The organism is Kribbella sp. CA-253562, assembly GCF_050942265.1.
In the GTDB taxonomy this organism is placed as follows: domain Bacteria; phylum Actinomycetota; class Actinomycetes; order Propionibacteriales; family Kribbellaceae; genus Kribbella.
On record NZ_CP192049.1, the window covers coordinates 7356053 to 7369990 of the forward strand.

At 71.2% G+C, this 13938-nt stretch carries 15 protein-coding genes; 10 read left to right on the top strand and 5 right to left on the bottom strand.

The features are described 5' to 3' along the window. Positions 1-43: 43 nt before the first annotated feature. From ACQPXM_RS34840 to ACQPXM_RS34850, 3 genes are read left to right on the top strand one after another with little or no spacing between them, the layout of a single operon-like run. The gene (locus ACQPXM_RS34840) at positions 44-1279 is read left to right on the top strand and encodes an Nramp family divalent metal transporter (protein ID WP_432942050.1); all 1236 of its coding nucleotides are present in this window, start codon (positions 44-46) and stop codon (positions 1277-1279) included. Position 1280: 1 nt separating this feature from the next. Then, the gene (locus ACQPXM_RS34845; RefSeq protein WP_432942053.1) at positions 1281-2078 is read left to right on the top strand and encodes a metallophosphoesterase; all 798 of its coding nucleotides are present in this window, start codon (positions 1281-1283) and stop codon (positions 2076-2078) included. Positions 2079-2136: 58 nt separating this feature from the next. After that, on the top strand, positions 2137-2514 hold the full coding sequence (locus ACQPXM_RS34850; protein ID WP_432942056.1) for a DUF427 domain-containing protein: 378 nt from the start codon (positions 2137-2139) through the stop codon (positions 2512-2514). Here the strand turns inward: ACQPXM_RS34850 and ACQPXM_RS34855 are convergent. Beyond that, positions 2501-3283, bottom strand: a complete 783-nt coding sequence (locus ACQPXM_RS34855) for an alpha/beta fold hydrolase (protein WP_432942059.1) — start codon at positions 3281-3283, stop codon at positions 2501-2503. The genes ACQPXM_RS34850 and ACQPXM_RS34855 overlap by 14 nt on opposite strands. A 98-nt stretch (positions 3284-3381) precedes the next feature. Here ACQPXM_RS34855 and ACQPXM_RS34860 point away from each other — a divergent pair, with 98 nt between their 5' ends. The 3 genes from ACQPXM_RS34860 to ACQPXM_RS34870 all read left to right on the top strand — a co-directional run bounded on the left by ACQPXM_RS34860 (position 3382) and on the right by ACQPXM_RS34870 (position 6673). Further along, positions 3382-4167 carry a GNAT family N-acetyltransferase gene (locus ACQPXM_RS34860; protein ID WP_432942062.1) on the top strand — a complete coding sequence of 262 codons (786 nt, stop codon included), beginning with the start codon at positions 3382-3384 and terminating at the stop codon, positions 4165-4167. A 2-nt stretch (positions 4168-4169) separates the two neighbouring features. Next, positions 4170-4331 (top strand): hypothetical protein, encoded by a 162-nt coding sequence (locus ACQPXM_RS34865; protein ID WP_432942064.1) that lies wholly within the window; start codon positions 4170-4172, stop codon positions 4329-4331. 62 nt (positions 4332-4393) lie between these two features. Then, on the top strand, positions 4394-6673 hold the full coding sequence (locus ACQPXM_RS34870) for a helicase-associated domain-containing protein (RefSeq protein ID WP_432942067.1): 2280 nt from the start codon (positions 4394-4396) through the stop codon (positions 6671-6673). A 93-nt stretch (positions 6674-6766) separates the two neighbouring features. Here ACQPXM_RS34870 and ACQPXM_RS34875 read toward each other — a convergent pair whose 3' ends face one another. From ACQPXM_RS34875 to ACQPXM_RS34885, 3 genes are read right to left on the bottom strand one after another with little or no spacing between them, the layout of a single operon-like run. Further along, positions 6767-7648, bottom strand: a complete 882-nt coding sequence (locus ACQPXM_RS34875; protein ID WP_432942070.1) for a DUF2797 domain-containing protein — start codon at positions 7646-7648, stop codon at positions 6767-6769. A gap of 15 nt (positions 7649-7663) precedes the next feature. Then, complete coding sequence (locus ACQPXM_RS34880; RefSeq protein ID WP_432942073.1) at positions 7664-8074, bottom strand: NUDIX hydrolase; 411 nt, start codon at positions 8072-8074, stop codon at positions 7664-7666. 20 nt (positions 8075-8094) lie between these two features. Then, positions 8095-8724, bottom strand: coding sequence for a TetR/AcrR family transcriptional regulator (locus ACQPXM_RS34885; protein ID WP_432942076.1), 630 nt, complete (start codon positions 8722-8724; stop codon positions 8095-8097). Between the two features lie 207 nt (positions 8725-8931). On the opposite strand from ACQPXM_RS34885, the gene ACQPXM_RS34890 reads away from it, so the two are divergent. The 4 genes from ACQPXM_RS34890 (at position 8932) to ACQPXM_RS34905 (ending at position 13092) form a co-directional block, all read left to right on the top strand. After that, positions 8932-10572: a DNA repair helicase XPB gene (locus ACQPXM_RS34890; RefSeq protein ID WP_077015013.1), complete on the top strand. Its 1641-nt coding sequence runs from the start codon at positions 8932-8934 to the stop codon at positions 10570-10572. A 64-nt stretch (positions 10573-10636) separates the two neighbouring features. After that, positions 10637-11197, top strand: a complete 561-nt coding sequence (locus tag ACQPXM_RS34895) for a DUF1360 domain-containing protein (protein ID WP_432942080.1) — start codon at positions 10637-10639, stop codon at positions 11195-11197. Between the two features lie 150 nt (positions 11198-11347). Continuing rightward, entirely contained in the window at positions 11348-12493 is a 1146-nt protein-coding gene (locus ACQPXM_RS34900; protein WP_432942083.1) for a zinc-dependent alcohol dehydrogenase, read from the top strand. A gap of 17 nt (positions 12494-12510) precedes the next feature. Further along, complete coding sequence (locus tag ACQPXM_RS34905; RefSeq protein ID WP_432942086.1) at positions 12511-13092, top strand: hypothetical protein; 582 nt, start codon at positions 12511-12513, stop codon at positions 13090-13092. Here the strand turns inward: ACQPXM_RS34905 and ACQPXM_RS34910 are convergent. Further along, complete coding sequence (locus ACQPXM_RS34910; RefSeq protein WP_432942089.1) at positions 13064-13693, bottom strand: nucleotidyltransferase family protein; 630 nt, start codon at positions 13691-13693, stop codon at positions 13064-13066. The two genes, ACQPXM_RS34905 and ACQPXM_RS34910, sit on opposite strands and share 29 nt — an antisense overlap. Positions 13694-13938: the final 245 nt, after the last annotated feature.

Here is a 13938-nt window from a genome sequence, read left to right on the forward strand (position 1 = left end):
GACAGGCCGCGCGCATGTCCTCCGCGTCGGCCATAGTTCTCCCATGTACGCACCGGCGCCGCTTCGTCGTCAGCTGAACCGTTCGGGTCTGTTGCTGCTCGGACCTGCCTTCGTGGCGGCGGTCGCCTACGTGGACCCCGGCAACTTCGCGACCAACATCGCGGCGGGCGCGTCGTACGGGTATCTGCTGTGCTGGGTGGTCGTCGGGGCGAACCTGATGGCGGTGCTGGTGCAGTACCTCGCGGCCAAGGCGAGCATCGCGACCGGGAAGACGCTGCCGCAGCTGTGCCGGGAGCACTTCCGGGCCACCACGTCGCGTGGGCTGTGGGCGCAGGCCGAGCTGGTCGCGATCGCGACGGACCTGGCCGAAGTGGTCGGTGGGGCGATCGCGCTGAACCTGCTGTTCGGCGTACCGCTGCTGCTGGGTGGGGTGATCACCGGGGCGGTCTCGTTCGCGCTGCTGGTCTACCAGTCCAAGCGCGGGCAGCGGCCGTTCGAGGCGGCGATCATCGGGCTGCTGGCCGTCGTACTGGTCGGGTTCGTGGTGTCGACGGTGCAGTCGGAGCCGTCCGCGTCGGGCGTTGTGGGTGGACTGGTGCCGCGGCTGGACGGGACGGAGTCGCTGGTGCTGGCGGCCGGGATGCTCGGCGCGACCGTGATGCCGCACGCGATCTGGCTGCACGGCGCCCTGGTCACCGACCGGCACGGGAAGGCGCTCCGGTCGACCGCGGGCAAGCAGCGGGTCCTGCGGGCGACCCGGATCGACGTGGGGGTCGCGATGGCGCTGGCCGGCGCGGTGAACCTGGCGATGGTCGTGCTGGCCGCGGCCGCGCTGAGCGGATCGGGCGCCGACTCGCTCGACGCGGCGCACGGGGCGATCGGTGAGCGGCTGGGTCAGCTGCCGGCGCTGCTGTTCGCGCTGGCCTTGCTGGCGTCGGGCTTCGCGTCGTCCTCGGTCGGCACGTACGCCGGATCGGTCATCCTGGAAGGGTTCTGGCAGCGGCACGTGCCGCTCGCGGTCCGGCGGCTGATCACGTTGCTGCCGGCGCTGATCATCCTCGCGATCGGGATCGACCCGAGCCGGGCGCTGGTCGTCTCGCAGGTCGTGCTGAGCTTCGGCATCCCGTGCGCGTTGTGGCCGCTGGTCAAGTTGACCGCAACACGGCGCATCATGGGCAGCCTGGTCAACCGGTTGCCGACTACTCTCACCGCATGTCTGGTCGCCACCGCCGTCTCGGTCCTCAACGTCGTACTGATCGTGCTGACGCTGCGAGGGTGACATGACCGCGTCGTTCGTCGTCAGTGACGTGCACGGCCACCCGGACAAGCTGGCCGCGTCGCTGCACGAGGCCGGCCTGGTCGACGCCGAGGGCAACTGGTCCGGCCGGGACGCGCGGCTGTGGCTGCTCGGCGACTTCTTCGACCGCGGACCCGACGGGATCGGCGTCCTGCGGCTGGTGCGGCGGCTGACCGCGCAGGCGTCGCAGGGCACCGGCGAGGTCCGCACGCTGCTCGGCAACCACGAGATCCTCGCGCTCGGCATGCACAAGTTCGGCGACGAGGCGGTGCCGCACGACGGCATCACGCTGCGCAGCTTCGAGCGCAGCTGGGCGCTGAACGGCGGCATCGACCGCGACCAGGAGCTGCTCACCGCCGACGACGTCGTCTGGCTGATCGACCAGCCGATGCTCGGCCTGGACGCCGGGCACCTGCTGATGCACTCCGACACGGCCGAGTACGTCGAGTGGGGCAGCACGATCGACGAGATCAACGCGGCCGCGCGGGCCGACCTGCACAGCGACGACATCACCGTCTGGTGGGAGATCTGGCGGCGGATGACGTCGCGCTACGCGTTCCGCGGGCCGGAGGGCCCGGCGATCGCCCGGACCTTGCTGCAGCACCTCGGCGGCGAGAGGATCGTGCACGGGCACAGCATCGTCGCCGACCAGATGGGCATCGACCCGGCCTGGGTGACCGGCCCGCTGCTGTACTGCGACGACCTGGTGCTGGGCATCGACGCCGGCACCTTCGACGGCGGCCCGTCGCTGGTCGTGGAGCTCGAGCCGCTCGGGGAATGATCGGCCCGCCGCCGCCGTTGCTCGTTGATGGACGATTGCCTGCGGAGCGGAGACGAACATGTCGGACAAGCCGGTCAAGATTCCTGGCCCGGACCACCCGATCACGGTGCGCAAGAACCCCGACCGGGTCGTGGTGAAGGTCAACGGCCAGGTCCTCGCGGACTCCCGGTCCGCGCTGTCGCTGCAGGAGTCGAGCCACCCGGCGGTCCAGTACATCCCGCGCGCCGACGTCGACTTCAGCCAGCTGGAGCGCACCGAGTACAGCACCTACTGCCCCTACAAGGGCGAGGCGTCGTACTACAGCGTGCTGCCGCTGGACAAGGCCGGCACCAACGCCGTCTGGACCTACGAGCAGCCGTACGACGCCGTCGCCGACATCCGCGACCACGTCGCCTTCTACACCGAGCTGGTCGACCTGGAGATCATCGCCGACTGAGGAAGTCGCGCAGCACGGGCGCCAGCACCTCGGGCGGTACGACGTGGTGCTGGCCGTCCAGCTCGACGTACTGGCCGTCCGGCAGCGCCTTGGCGACCAGGCGGGCGGCATCGACCATGAACGGCGGGCTGACGCTGCCACAGACTGCCAGCGCCGGCTGGGTGATCTGAGTCAGCCGGTCGAACGGCACTGTGCCGCCCGGTGACCTGTCCATCACGGCGAAGTCGTAGCGCAGCGTGGGTGCCAGCTCCGCGAGGCCAGGAGCAGCCGCCCACTCCTTCGCGGCGTCCTCCGGCATGCCCGTCAGCTGCAGGAACGCCGTCACGGCCTCGAGCCCGCGTCCCTCGGCGATGAATCCCTCGACCACCGCGGCGCCCGCATCGGACTCCCGCTGCGCCTCAATGTCGTCCGGCCCGTACGGCGGCTCGTGCAGCACCACACTGCTGAACGGCAGACCGCTGGCGGCAGCCTCCACGAGCAGACCCGCGCCAGACGAGTGCCCGTACGCCGCGGCCGTCCCGCCGAGCGCGGCGACCAGTGCGGCCAGGTCCTCGACCTCGCGGGCCACGGCGTACGGGGTGGTGTCTCCGCTGTCGCCCCGGCCGCGGCGGTCGTACGAGACGACGGTGAAGTCCGGCTCCAGCGCCTCAGCCAGCGGACGGGTGGCGCTGCGGTCGCACAGTGCGCCGCCGATCAGGATCAGCGGGCTGCCCTGGCCCGAGCGCTCGTAGGCGATGCGGGTGCCGTCCGCGGATACGACGTACTGCATGTGTCCTCCCTGGTGTTTTTGCAGCTACGTCGGAGCCGGTGGGCGCGGCTCGACATATTCGCTGGCGCGGCCGCGCGCGGACTGGTTCACTGCGGGCGATGTCCTACCTCACGCGCGTCGACGAGTACCTGCACGCAGCTCCGCTGTCCGGGGCCACCCCGGAGCAGGTCGGGCCGTTCACCCTGTTCCGGTCGACCACCATCTGGCCGTACTACGCGCGGCCGGTGCCTGGGACCGGTCCGGTGGAGCCGGCCGACGTCGAGCGGGTGCGGGAGCGGTGTGCCGAGCTGGAGTTGCCGCTGAACTTCGAGTGGGTGGTGGAGACCTGCCCGTCGATGGGAGAGGCTGCTGCCGCGGCTGGGCTGACAGTGGTCGAGTACCCACTGCTCGTGCTCGAGCGAGACGACTTCAAGCCGTACGCCGGGTCAGCGCGCTGCGAGATCCTGCCGGCGGACATGGAGCTGCTGCGACAGGCTCGGGCTGTCGCGGGGGTCGGCTTCAGCAACCCAGGGACCGACGTGGGCGACAGTGGCGCGGCGGAGCGGGACGAGGCGCTTGCCGAAGTCTCGGCCGAGACCGGTCAGGCGTTGCTGGAGCGGGCCGAGTCCGGCGTCTCGGTGACGGCGGCTGCCTTTGGTGACGAGGGGATGCTGGCGTCCGGCGTACATCAGCCTGTTGGTGCGACCAGTGAGGTAGTCGGCGTCGCCACACTGCCCTCCGCGCGCCGCCAGGGCCTCGGCGCCGCGGTGACCAGCTGCCTGGTCGAGCACGCCCTCGCCAACGGCGTCGACCTGATCCTGCTGTCCGCCCAGAACGACGCGGTCGCCGCCGTGTACGAGCGCGTCGGCTTCCACCGCATCGGCCACGCCGGCGGGGCCGAGTGACGATGCGGGAGTGGTACGAAGCTCGGGATCTGCTCGCCGGGGTCAAGCAGCATGTTGTCGACGAACACCAGGACATGGCTGCCGTCCTGGCCCGGATCCTCACTGACCTCGGTCTGCCCGCGGACCGGCCGGCCGATCCGGGCGCGCTCTCGTTCGGCCGGTAGATCCCGGACAAGATTCCGGCGCGGGTCGTCCCGGCTGGACCGATGGCCGTACGGTTGGAGGGATGAGCAACACCGAGCGGACCCGCCCACGTACCCTCGCCGAGGCGCTGAGGAGCTGGGACGACGCTGCTCTCGGGCACCTGCTGCGGCACCGGCCCGATCTGGCGACGCCGATCCCGGCCGACACCGGCCAGCTCGCGGCGCGAGCGACGACCAACGCCTCCGCCGCCCGCGCGATCAACCGGCTGGACGAGTTCGGCGTCGACCTGCTGGAAGCACTGTCGGCCCTGCCCGAGCCGGTGGACCTCGCCGCGCTCGCGGCCGGCGTCGGCCAGCCGGTCGAGGTCGTCCAGCCCCGCGTGACCGAGCTGCTGGCACTGGCCCTGGTCTGGGGCACCGAGGACGACCTGCGCCCGATCCGAGCCGTGCACGAGCTGCTGGGCCCGACACCGGCCGGACTGGGTCCCGTGACGACCCGGCACTTCGGCGACCTCGACAAGCTGATCGAGGAGGCCGGGCCGGAGGCGCAGGAGGTGCTCGCGAAGCTCACCTGGGGTCCGCCGACCGGCACGGTGGAGAAGGCCGAGCGTCCGGTGACGATCGCTTCGGCCAAGACTCCCGTGGAGCGCCTGCTGGCCCGCGGACTCGTCGTACCGAAGGACCCGACGACCGTCGTACTGCCTCGGCAGATCGGTCTGCACCTGCGGCGCGGACGCGTCCTGGCGTCGACCCGACCGACTCCCCCGCCGCTCGACGGCAAGCAGGTCTCGGCGTCCATCGCCGACCGGGCCGCTGCCGGCGCTGCGCTCGACCTGGTTCGCCTGGTCGACCGCGCGCTGGAGCAGCTGGGCACCGAGCCGCCACCGGTACTGCGGACAGGCGGCATCGGCGTCCGTGAGCTGCGCGCGCTCGCCGGGCGGATCGGTGTGGAGGAGCAGACGGCAGGCGCCGTACTGGAGATCGCGTACGCCGCCGGACTGGTCGCCTCCGTCGAGGTCGGGACCAACGACCTCTGGCTCCCGACTGGTTCGTACGACGACTGGCTGGAGCTCGACACCGCGCACCGCTGGGCCCAGCTGGTCATCGCTTGGTACACGGGCTTGCGGGCGATCGGACTGATCGGCCGTCGCGACAGTGGCGGCGCGACCGCTGCTGCGCGCGAGCGACTGGTCAACGCGTTGGCGCCTGACCTGGAGCGACTGCTGGCACCGGAGGTCCGCCAGCTGACGCTGGAGGCGCTGGCCCAGGCCGGTCCGGGCTCAGCGCCCGCCACCGAGTCGGTGGTGACCTGGGTGGCGTGGCACCGGCCTCGTCGAGGCGGGCAGTTCCGGGACGACCTGGTCGAGTGGACTCTGACGGAGGCCGCTCTGCTGGGCGTGACCGGGCTCGGCTCTCTGGGCGCGCATGCGCGGGCCTTGCTGAGCGAAGAACCGACCGTGGAGGACCTGGCCGCGGCGATCGAGCCGATGGTCCCCGCGCCGGTGACGGAGTTCCTGCTGCAGGCCGACCTGACCGCTGTCGCGCCCGGTCCGCTGGTGCGCTCGGTCCAGGACGACCTGGCCGCGATGGCCGATGCGGAGTCGCACGGTGGCGGTGGGGTCTACCGCTTCAGCGAGAGCTCGGTACGCCGCGCGTTCGACCTCGGCCGGACCAGCGACCAGTTGCACAAGTGGCTGGCCGAGCACTCGCGTACGCCGGTGCCGCAGCCGCTCACCTACCTGATCGACGACGTCGCGCGGCGGCACGGCGTACTGCGAATCGGCACGGCCACGACGTACCTGCGCTGTGACGACGAGGACGTGCTGACCCAGCTGCTCAGCTCGAACCTGCCCGGCGTCCGCTTCCGTCGCCTGGCCGCGACGGTCGTCGTCTCGCCCTCGCCGCCCGACATGGTCCTGGCCCGGCTTCGCGAAGCCGGTCTGGCGCCGCTGGCCGAGACCTTCGACGGCGTCGTCCAGCTCAGCACCGCGACCGCGCGGCGCGGCGACGCACCGCGCCGCCGGACCAGCCGGGACTTCGTCGACACCCCGACCGACCTCACCGAGGACCAGGTCAAGGCCGTCATCGAAAAGGTCCGCACCGGCGACCGGCTGGCCGCGGAACGCCCCGAGGACGCAGGCCAGGAACCGAGCGCTCCCGCCGAGACGATCAGCATCCTCACCAACGCCGCCGAGTCCAGCAGCCGCACGTGGATCTCGTACGTCGACCACAACGGCAACGCCTCCGAACGCGTCGTCGAGCCGGTCCGCGTCGCCGACGGCTGGCTCACCGCGTACGACGACGGCGCCGACCAGCCGCGCACGTACGCCCTGCACCGCATCGCCACCGCCCGGCCGGTCTGAGCCGGGGACCCCTCGCCCGGCCCAGCCGCGGCGACTCGGGCGCGGCGGTCCCACGCGGCCCGGACGCGGTCCCACGCGGCCCGGGCACGGAGGTCAGAACAGCGCGTCCTGCTCGACCTCCGGTGGCGGCGGGGCGTCGACCGGCTCCAACGGAACCGTGAGCTCGGCACCAGGCTCAGCCCGGTCCAGCGCCCAGCCCGCCAGCAGATGCGTGTCGAGCAGGATCAGGCCGGCCGACGTCCTCAGGTAGACGTCCGACCCGATCGTGCAGACGATCTGACCAGTCAGAGTGCTGCCAGGCGCTGGTGACCGCAGTGCGACGTCCGGGTGCAGCCCATCGACCGGCAGCCCGTACGCCGCGGTGTGGTCGCGGACTCCCGAGTCGCAGCGCTCCTGTCCCTCAGGCCACGGCAGCTCCCCAGCTCGCAAGACCGCGTCGGCCAAGGCGGCCTCACGATCGGCAGCCGGGACCGGATGCACCCTGGCCGCTCGCTTCCGCGTAGTCGACACCCGGTCGGGCAGCCCGAGCGTGGTCATCAGCAGGTTCTCGATCCGCCGGGCTCCCAGCAGGCTGCCGCTGGAGATGAAGGTGGACGACAGCGCGCCCTGCTCCAGCAGCCGGGCGTCCCCGCGCTCGGTGGCCGAGATGCCGACCTTCACAACGCTCCCGTGGTGCGCGAGGTAGACCGAGAACGAGCGCGGGTCGTCGAGCCGGGTGTCGGCGGCGATCGAGTTGGACCGTTCCATCGCCTGGCAGTCAGGACAATGCGGACTGCGGCTCGCCGCGGCCAGCAGGGTCGAGGTCGAGCACGGCAAGCGCCGCCCCGACCGCCAGATCCCGATGCACCGGCGATCGGCCCCGAACGTGAACGACAGGTCGGCACCGAGCTGCAGCGGGCTGAGCCGCACCGTCGTACCGAACCACTCCAGGTGCGGCGCTCCACCAGTCCACAACAGGCCCGTCACACGCCACATGCGGGCGAACGTACCTCAGCGGAGGTGCTGCAGGGCCGGGTGGTTCTCGGCGCGCAGGTGGTCGGCTGCTGCGGACAGTGGGATCCAGAAGAAGTCGAAGGCGATGTAGGAATCAGGGCCGGACGACGGGTCGGACTCCCCGTGCCGCCAGGTGGCGGGCAGACCAGCCGGCGCGGTCAGGTGGAACGACCAGCGGTCGTGCAGCTCGTCGCGGCCGTAGACCCGCATGTCGTCGAGCCGGTGCGTGAGCAGCGCCCGTACGGCAAAGCCCGAGCGGCCGGTCTCCTCCTCGGCCTCCCGCAGTACGGCGAGCTCCGGAGTCTCGCCGGGCTCGACCGTGCCCGCGGGGAGCTGCGTGCCGGTACCGGGGTGGAACGGCTTGCGGAAGACCAGGAGCTGGTCGTCGCGGGTGATGAAGGCCGTCACCTTCCGGATCGTCGGCGGGGTCACGAGGTGGTGACCGGCGCCAGCAGGAGGCCGGTGATCGCGTCGGCCAGGTTGGTGGCCAGGTGGTGCCAGGTCGGGCTCGGGGTCGCAAGACCTTCGGCGACGGCGCGCTCGTACTCGGCGCACGTGTGGACGATGAGGTGGCGGGCCATGTCGCCGCGCTCGACGCGGACATTGGCCGGCAGGGTGGGAAGAGAGGCGTCCAGGCCTTCACGAATCTGCTGGAGCTGGGGCGACGTCAGTGCCTCGTCGACGACGATCTGCCGCAGGGCGGGGTCGGTCATCGCCTGGGCGCCGAACCTTGCGTACCAGGTCGGCTTGCCCAACGTCCCCAGGTACTCCGGGACCGGCCGGACCAGGCAGCCGACCCAGTCGCCCAGCCGCGGATCGGCGGGAAGCTCGGCGAGCATCTGGGCGCGGATCTGCTCGATAGGCTCGCTGTGCCGCCGGACGACCGCGCGGACCAGGTCGGCCTTGGTGCCGAAGTGGTAGCCGACGGCCGTGTTGTTGCCCTGCCCGGCGGCCTCGCTGACCTGCCGGTTCGAGACCGTGCCGACGCCGTGCTCGGCGAACAGCCGCTCGGCCGCGGCCAGGATCAGATCCCGTGTCTGCTGCGCGCGAACCGCCATCGCCCCACCATGCCCCACTGTCGCCCGGTTGTTCGGCTTCAGATTGCCGACTCGCTTGCTTTAAGTCAACTGACTGACCTGCGGTGCCGTCGCAGAACCGCTCTGGAGGCCGATCCGGTCGGCTGAGCCGGGGTGTTTGCGGCAGGAGGCACAATGGAGGGTCGGGCAGGCTGTCTGCCCGACCCTCGATCTGACGGGAGATCTGGCGTGACCGACGGTCCGTTGATCGTGCAGTCCGACAAGACCCTGCTGCTGGAGACCGCCCACCCGGACTCGAGCGACTGCCGCAAGGCGATCGCTCCGTTCTCCGAGCTGGAGCGGGCACCGGAGCACGTGCACACCTACCGGCTGACTCCGCTCGGCCTGTGGAACGCACGGGCCGCCGGGCACGACGCCGAGCAGGTGATCGACGTACTGCTGCGCTACAGCCGCTACCCGGTCCCGCACTCGCTGCTGGTGGACATCGCCGAGACCCTCGACCGGTACGGGCGGCTGCGGCTGGAGAAGCACCCGCAGCACGGACTGGTCCTGGTGACGACGGACCGGCCGGTGCTGGAGGAGGTGCTGCGCTCGGCGAAGGTCAAGCCGATGGTGGGCGACCGGATCGACGACGACACCGTGCTGGTTCACCCCTCGGAGCGCGGCCACCTCAAGCAGACCCTGCTCAAGCTGGGCTGGCCCGCGGAGGACCTGGCCGGGTACGTCGACGGCGAGGCGCACAAGATCGAGCTGGTCAAGGACGGCTGGGACCTGCGGCCGTACCAGCAGCAGGCGGCCGACTCGTTCTGGCACGGCGGCTCCGGCGTCGTCGTCCTGCCGTGTGGCGCGGGCAAGACGATCGTCGGCGCGGCCGCGATGGCGCAGGCCTCGGCGACGACGCTGATCCTGGTCACCAACACGGTGTCCGCGCGGCAGTGGAAGGACGAGCTGCTCAAGCGGACCAGCCTGACCGAGGACGAGATCGGCGAGTACTCCGGTGCCCGCAAGGAGATCCGCCCGGTCACCATCGCGACGTACCAGGTGATGACGACCCGGCGGAAGGGCGTCTACTCGCACCTGGAGCTGTTCGACGCCCGCGACTGGGGCCTGATCGTGTACGACGAGGTGCACCTGCTGCCGGCGCCGATCTTCCGGATGACCGCGGACCTGCAGACCCGGCGGCGGATCGGCCTGACCGCGACGCTGGTCCGCGAGGACGGCCGCGAGGGCGACGTGTTCTCGCTGATCGGCCCGAAGCGCTACGACGCGCCGTGGAAGGACATCGAGGCGCAGGGCTGGATCGCGCCGGCCGACTGCGTCGAGGTGCGGGTCGACCTGGAGCAGACCGAGCGGTTCGTCTACGCGACCGCCGAGCCCGAGGACCGGTACCGGCTGGCCGCGTCGACACCGGCCAAGTCGCGGCTGGTCCGCCGGATCGCCGAGCACCACAAGGGCGAGCCGATGCTGGTGATCGGCCAGTACATCGACCAGCTGGACGAGCTCGGCGAGCGGCTGGAATGCCCGGTGATCAAGGGCGAGACGACGGTGAAGGAACGCCAGCGGTTGTTCCAGGCGTTCCGGACCGGCGAGATCAACATGCTCGTCGTCAGCAAGGTCGCGAACTTCTCCATCGACCTGCCGGAGGCGTCGGTCGCCGTCCAGGTGTCCGGCACGTTCGGCTCCCGCCAGGAAGAAGCTCAGCGCCTGGGCCGGGTCCTGCGCCCGAAGGGTGACGGCCGCACCGCGCGGTTCTACTCGATCGTCGCCCGCGACACCGTCGACGCCGAGTTCGCCGCCCACCGCCAGCGCTTCCTGGCCGAACAGGGCTACGCGTACACGATCGTGGACGCGGAGAACCTCTTCGCCTGAGGAAACACAAGGGATGTGACCCGCCGCCGCGCATCCCGCGATGGCGGCGGGGTACCTCGGGTCCATGACAGCCGAGACGGGGACCGCCGAGCAGGCGGACGACACCTGGGTCAGCCGCCTGGCGGGTGCCGCGCAGCGCCAGAGCGAGCAGTACGGGCCGGAGCGATCACTGCGCGGCTACCTGGGCGCACTGGGCGCCTTCGCGGCGTACGGCGTCGCGCTGGCCGTGACCGCTCGGGCGACCGGGCGGCATCTTCCCGGCCGGATCCAGCCGATGGATCTGGTCGTCGGCGCGGCCGCGACGTTCCGCTTCAGCAAGCTGGTCAGCCGCAACTCCGTGACCAGCCCGCTCCGAGCACCCTTCACCCAGTACGCCGCTCCGGGTGGCCCGGCCGAGACCCTCGAGGAACCCCGGGGAACCGGCGCCCGCCGGGTGATCGGTGAGCTGATCACCTGCCCGTTCTGCGTCTCCGTCTGGACGGCCGCCACCTACACGGCCGGTCTGGTGCTGTGCCCCAGAGCGACCCGCCTCGCGGCGTCCGGGCTCACCGTGCTGGCCGGCGCCGACCTGCTGCAGCTGTCCTCGACGATCCTGACCCGCGTGGCGACGCAGGAGAACGACTGATGTCCGCGGTCCGGATCCGGCCCGCGGGCGGTGCCGGCGGCTGCCTGGCGATGATCCTGTTCTCGGTCGTCGCCTCCGTGATCCTGACGGTCGTGCTCAATCTCCTGCTGCGCTGACCGTTCCACCGACAAACCCTTTGTGGAGGCGCTGATGCGAGCGATGGTGTACCGCGGGCCGTACCGGATCCGGGTGGAGGACAAGGACCGGCCGGCGATCGAGCACCCGAACGACGCGATCGTGCGGGTGACCCGGGCGGCGATCTGCGGCTCCGACCTGCACCTGTACCACGGGATGATGCCGGACACCCGGGTCGGCCACACGTTCGGCCACGAGTTCGTCGGCGTGGTCGACGAGATCGGGCCGTCGGTGCGGAACCTCAGCGTCGGCGACCGGGTGATGGTGCCGTTCAACATCTACTGCGGCAGCTGCTACTTCTGCGCCCGCGGCCTGTACTCCAACTGCCACAACGTCAACCCGAACGCGACCGCCGTCGGCGGCATCTACGGCTACTCCCACACCTGCGGCGGGTACGACGGCGGCCAGGCCGAGTACGTCCGGGTGCCGTTCGCCGACATCGGCCCGTCGCCGATCCCGGCCTGGATGGACGACGACGACGCGGTCCTGCTCACCGACGCCCTGGCCACCGGGTACTTCGGCGCGCAGCTCGGCGACATCGCCGAGGGCGACACCGTCGTGGTCTTCGGCGCCGGCCCGGTCGGGCTGTTCGCGGCGAAGTCGGCCTGGCTGATGGGCGCCGGCCGGGTGATCGTGATCGACCACCTGGAGTACCGGCTGGAGAAGGCGCGCGAGTTCGCGCAGGCCGAGACCCGCAACTTCGCCGAGTACGACGACATCGTGGTCGAGATGAAAAAGACCACCGACCACCTCGGCGCGGACGTCGCGATCGACGCGGTCGGTGCCGAGGCCGACGGCAACCTGCTGCAGCACGTGACGGCCGCGAAGCTGAAGCTGCAGGGCGGTTCGCCGATCGCACTGAACTGGGCGATCGACTCGGTGCGCAAGGGCGGCACGGTCTCGGTGATGGGCGCGTACGGGCCGATGTTCAGCGCGGTGAAGTTCGGCGACGCGCTGAACAAGGGACTGACGCTGCGGATGAACCAGTGCCCGGTGAAGCGCCAGTGGCCGCGACTGTTCGAGCACGTCCGCAACGGCTACCTCAAACCCAGCGACCTGGTCACGCACCGGATCCCGCTGGACCACATCGCCGACGGCTACCACATCTTCTCGGCCAAGCTCGACGGCTGCATCAAGCCGCTGATCGTCCCGGCCGCCTGACCTGACGGGAGCAGACCATGGCCTACACCGCGCAGAAACCGCCGGCCAAGGAGTCGAGCGAGCAGCTCCGGGCGCGCATCCCCGGCTGGGGCGCCGACCTGGACCCGGCCGACCGCCCGTCGGTTCCGCGGGAGCAGTTCGACCCGAACCTGTCCGGCGCGCACTGGGACTTCCCGGAGCGGCAGCCGGAGGACCGGCCGCGGGAACGCTCGATCGAGCACGAGTTCCTGACCCCGGTCTTCGGTACGTCGTGCCCGACGCACGGCGTGTCCGGCGCGATCCGCCGGTTCTCCTACGCCAAGTACAGCGAGGGCAGGGCCGCGCACTGGTTGCTGCTGCTCGCCGCCGACCGGGTGGACGCCTTCGGCAGCACGCTGCGCTCGTTCGCGACGCTGCGGCCGGACAACCCGATCACCCAGACCGGCATCCGGACCGAGTTCACCCACCACGGGATCAAGTCCCGCCGTGGTCAGCAGCGGGTCGACCTGGTCCACCAGCCGCTCGACGTCCTCGTCGTCGCGGGACCGTGGATCGCCGCGAGCCTCGGCGCGTACGCGGCGTACCGCAAACTCAGCCGAGCAGGTCGTCGCAAGGGATGAGTGGGCAGGGCACTCGCTTGAGGTAAGGACCCATCGAGCGGTCGCCGGTCGCGGCGGCCGCTGCCCCGGCCCAATGGTCGCGTCCGATCAGGACCGGATAACCGGGCCGGCCGTTGTACCCGGCCCGGGCCACAGCGGTCGCCGGGCCTTGGGGGACTCCGGTGGTTGCCAAGTCCGGGCTGACTTCCGGGCCCGCACCGGTGGTTGCCGGGTTCCCGCCGAGCGGGTTTGCGTGCTGTGCTCCGGCGATGACTCGGCGGACCACCGCTGGGCTCACCTCCGGCCGGTCGACCATGTGGAACAGCGCCGCAGGAGCACCGGTCTGCTCCGCCCAGCTGAAGCCGGCCCGGACCGACCTGGACAGGCCGTCGGACCAGTCCGGTGACGGGACGATCGTGACGTCCTCCCCGGCCAGCAGGGCGACCACGTCCGGAGCAGCCGCTCCGACGACCACACCGATCGGGCCGCACCCGGCTGCGCGCAGTACGCCGACCGTGCTGATCACCCAGGGCGTCCCGTCGGCCGCACGCATCAGACCGCCCGGCATCCCGAGCCTGGTCCCGGCTCCGGCTGCCAGCAGCACGCCCACGAGTTCACCCATCCAGCCAGTGTGACTGTGATCTGCGAGTCATTCAGGAATTCCGCGGCGACCGGCGTGGGTTGTTGTTCGGGAAAGGGGGTGACGGGCCGGTAGCGGACCGTGGCTCGGGGGTTGCCCAGGGCAACATCAGGGTCGAGCCTGGGCCATTCCGGAGGCTTCCGCCGGTACCGTCGAAGGCTATGGGGACACAGGCACTGGAGCCCGTCGGGCTACGTGAACGGCGGGCGCAGAACCGATCCTCTGCG

What these genes read in the sequence shown, in the direction of transcription:
- ACQPXM_RS34845 (WP_432942053.1), top strand. Translation starts at nt 1,281, where the DNA reads ATGACCGCGTCGTTCGTCGTCAGTGACGTGCACGGCCACCCGGACAAG.
- ACQPXM_RS34870 (WP_432942067.1), top strand. Translation starts at nt 4,394, where the DNA reads ATGAGCAACACCGAGCGGACCCGCCCACGTACCCTCGCCGAGGCGCTG.
- ACQPXM_RS34850 (WP_432942056.1), top strand. Translation starts at nt 2,137, where the DNA reads ATGTCGGACAAGCCGGTCAAGATTCCTGGCCCGGACCACCCGATCACG.
- ACQPXM_RS34865 (WP_432942064.1), top strand. Translation starts at nt 4,170, where the DNA reads ATGCGGGAGTGGTACGAAGCTCGGGATCTGCTCGCCGGGGTCAAGCAG.
- ACQPXM_RS34840 (WP_432942050.1), top strand. Translation starts at nt 44, where the DNA reads ATGTACGCACCGGCGCCGCTTCGTCGTCAGCTGAACCGTTCGGGTCTG.
- ACQPXM_RS34895 (WP_432942080.1), top strand. Translation starts at nt 10,637, where the DNA reads ATGACAGCCGAGACGGGGACCGCCGAGCAGGCGGACGACACCTGGGTC.
- ACQPXM_RS34875 (WP_432942070.1), bottom strand. Translation starts at nt 7,648, where the DNA reads ATGTGGCGTGTGACGGGCCTGTTGTGGACTGGTGGAGCGCCGCACCTG.
- ACQPXM_RS34910 (WP_432942089.1), bottom strand. Translation starts at nt 13,693, where the DNA reads ATGGGTGAACTCGTGGGCGTGCTGCTGGCAGCCGGAGCCGGGACCAGG.
- ACQPXM_RS34905 (WP_432942086.1), top strand. Translation starts at nt 12,511, where the DNA reads ATGGCCTACACCGCGCAGAAACCGCCGGCCAAGGAGTCGAGCGAGCAG.
- ACQPXM_RS34885 (WP_432942076.1), bottom strand. Translation starts at nt 8,724, where the DNA reads ATGGCGGTTCGCGCGCAGCAGACACGGGATCTGATCCTGGCCGCGGCC.
- ACQPXM_RS34860 (WP_432942062.1), top strand. Translation starts at nt 3,382, where the DNA reads ATGTCCTACCTCACGCGCGTCGACGAGTACCTGCACGCAGCTCCGCTG.
- ACQPXM_RS34855 (WP_432942059.1), bottom strand. Translation starts at nt 3,283, where the DNA reads ATGCAGTACGTCGTATCCGCGGACGGCACCCGCATCGCCTACGAGCGC.
- ACQPXM_RS34900 (WP_432942083.1), top strand. Translation starts at nt 11,348, where the DNA reads ATGCGAGCGATGGTGTACCGCGGGCCGTACCGGATCCGGGTGGAGGAC.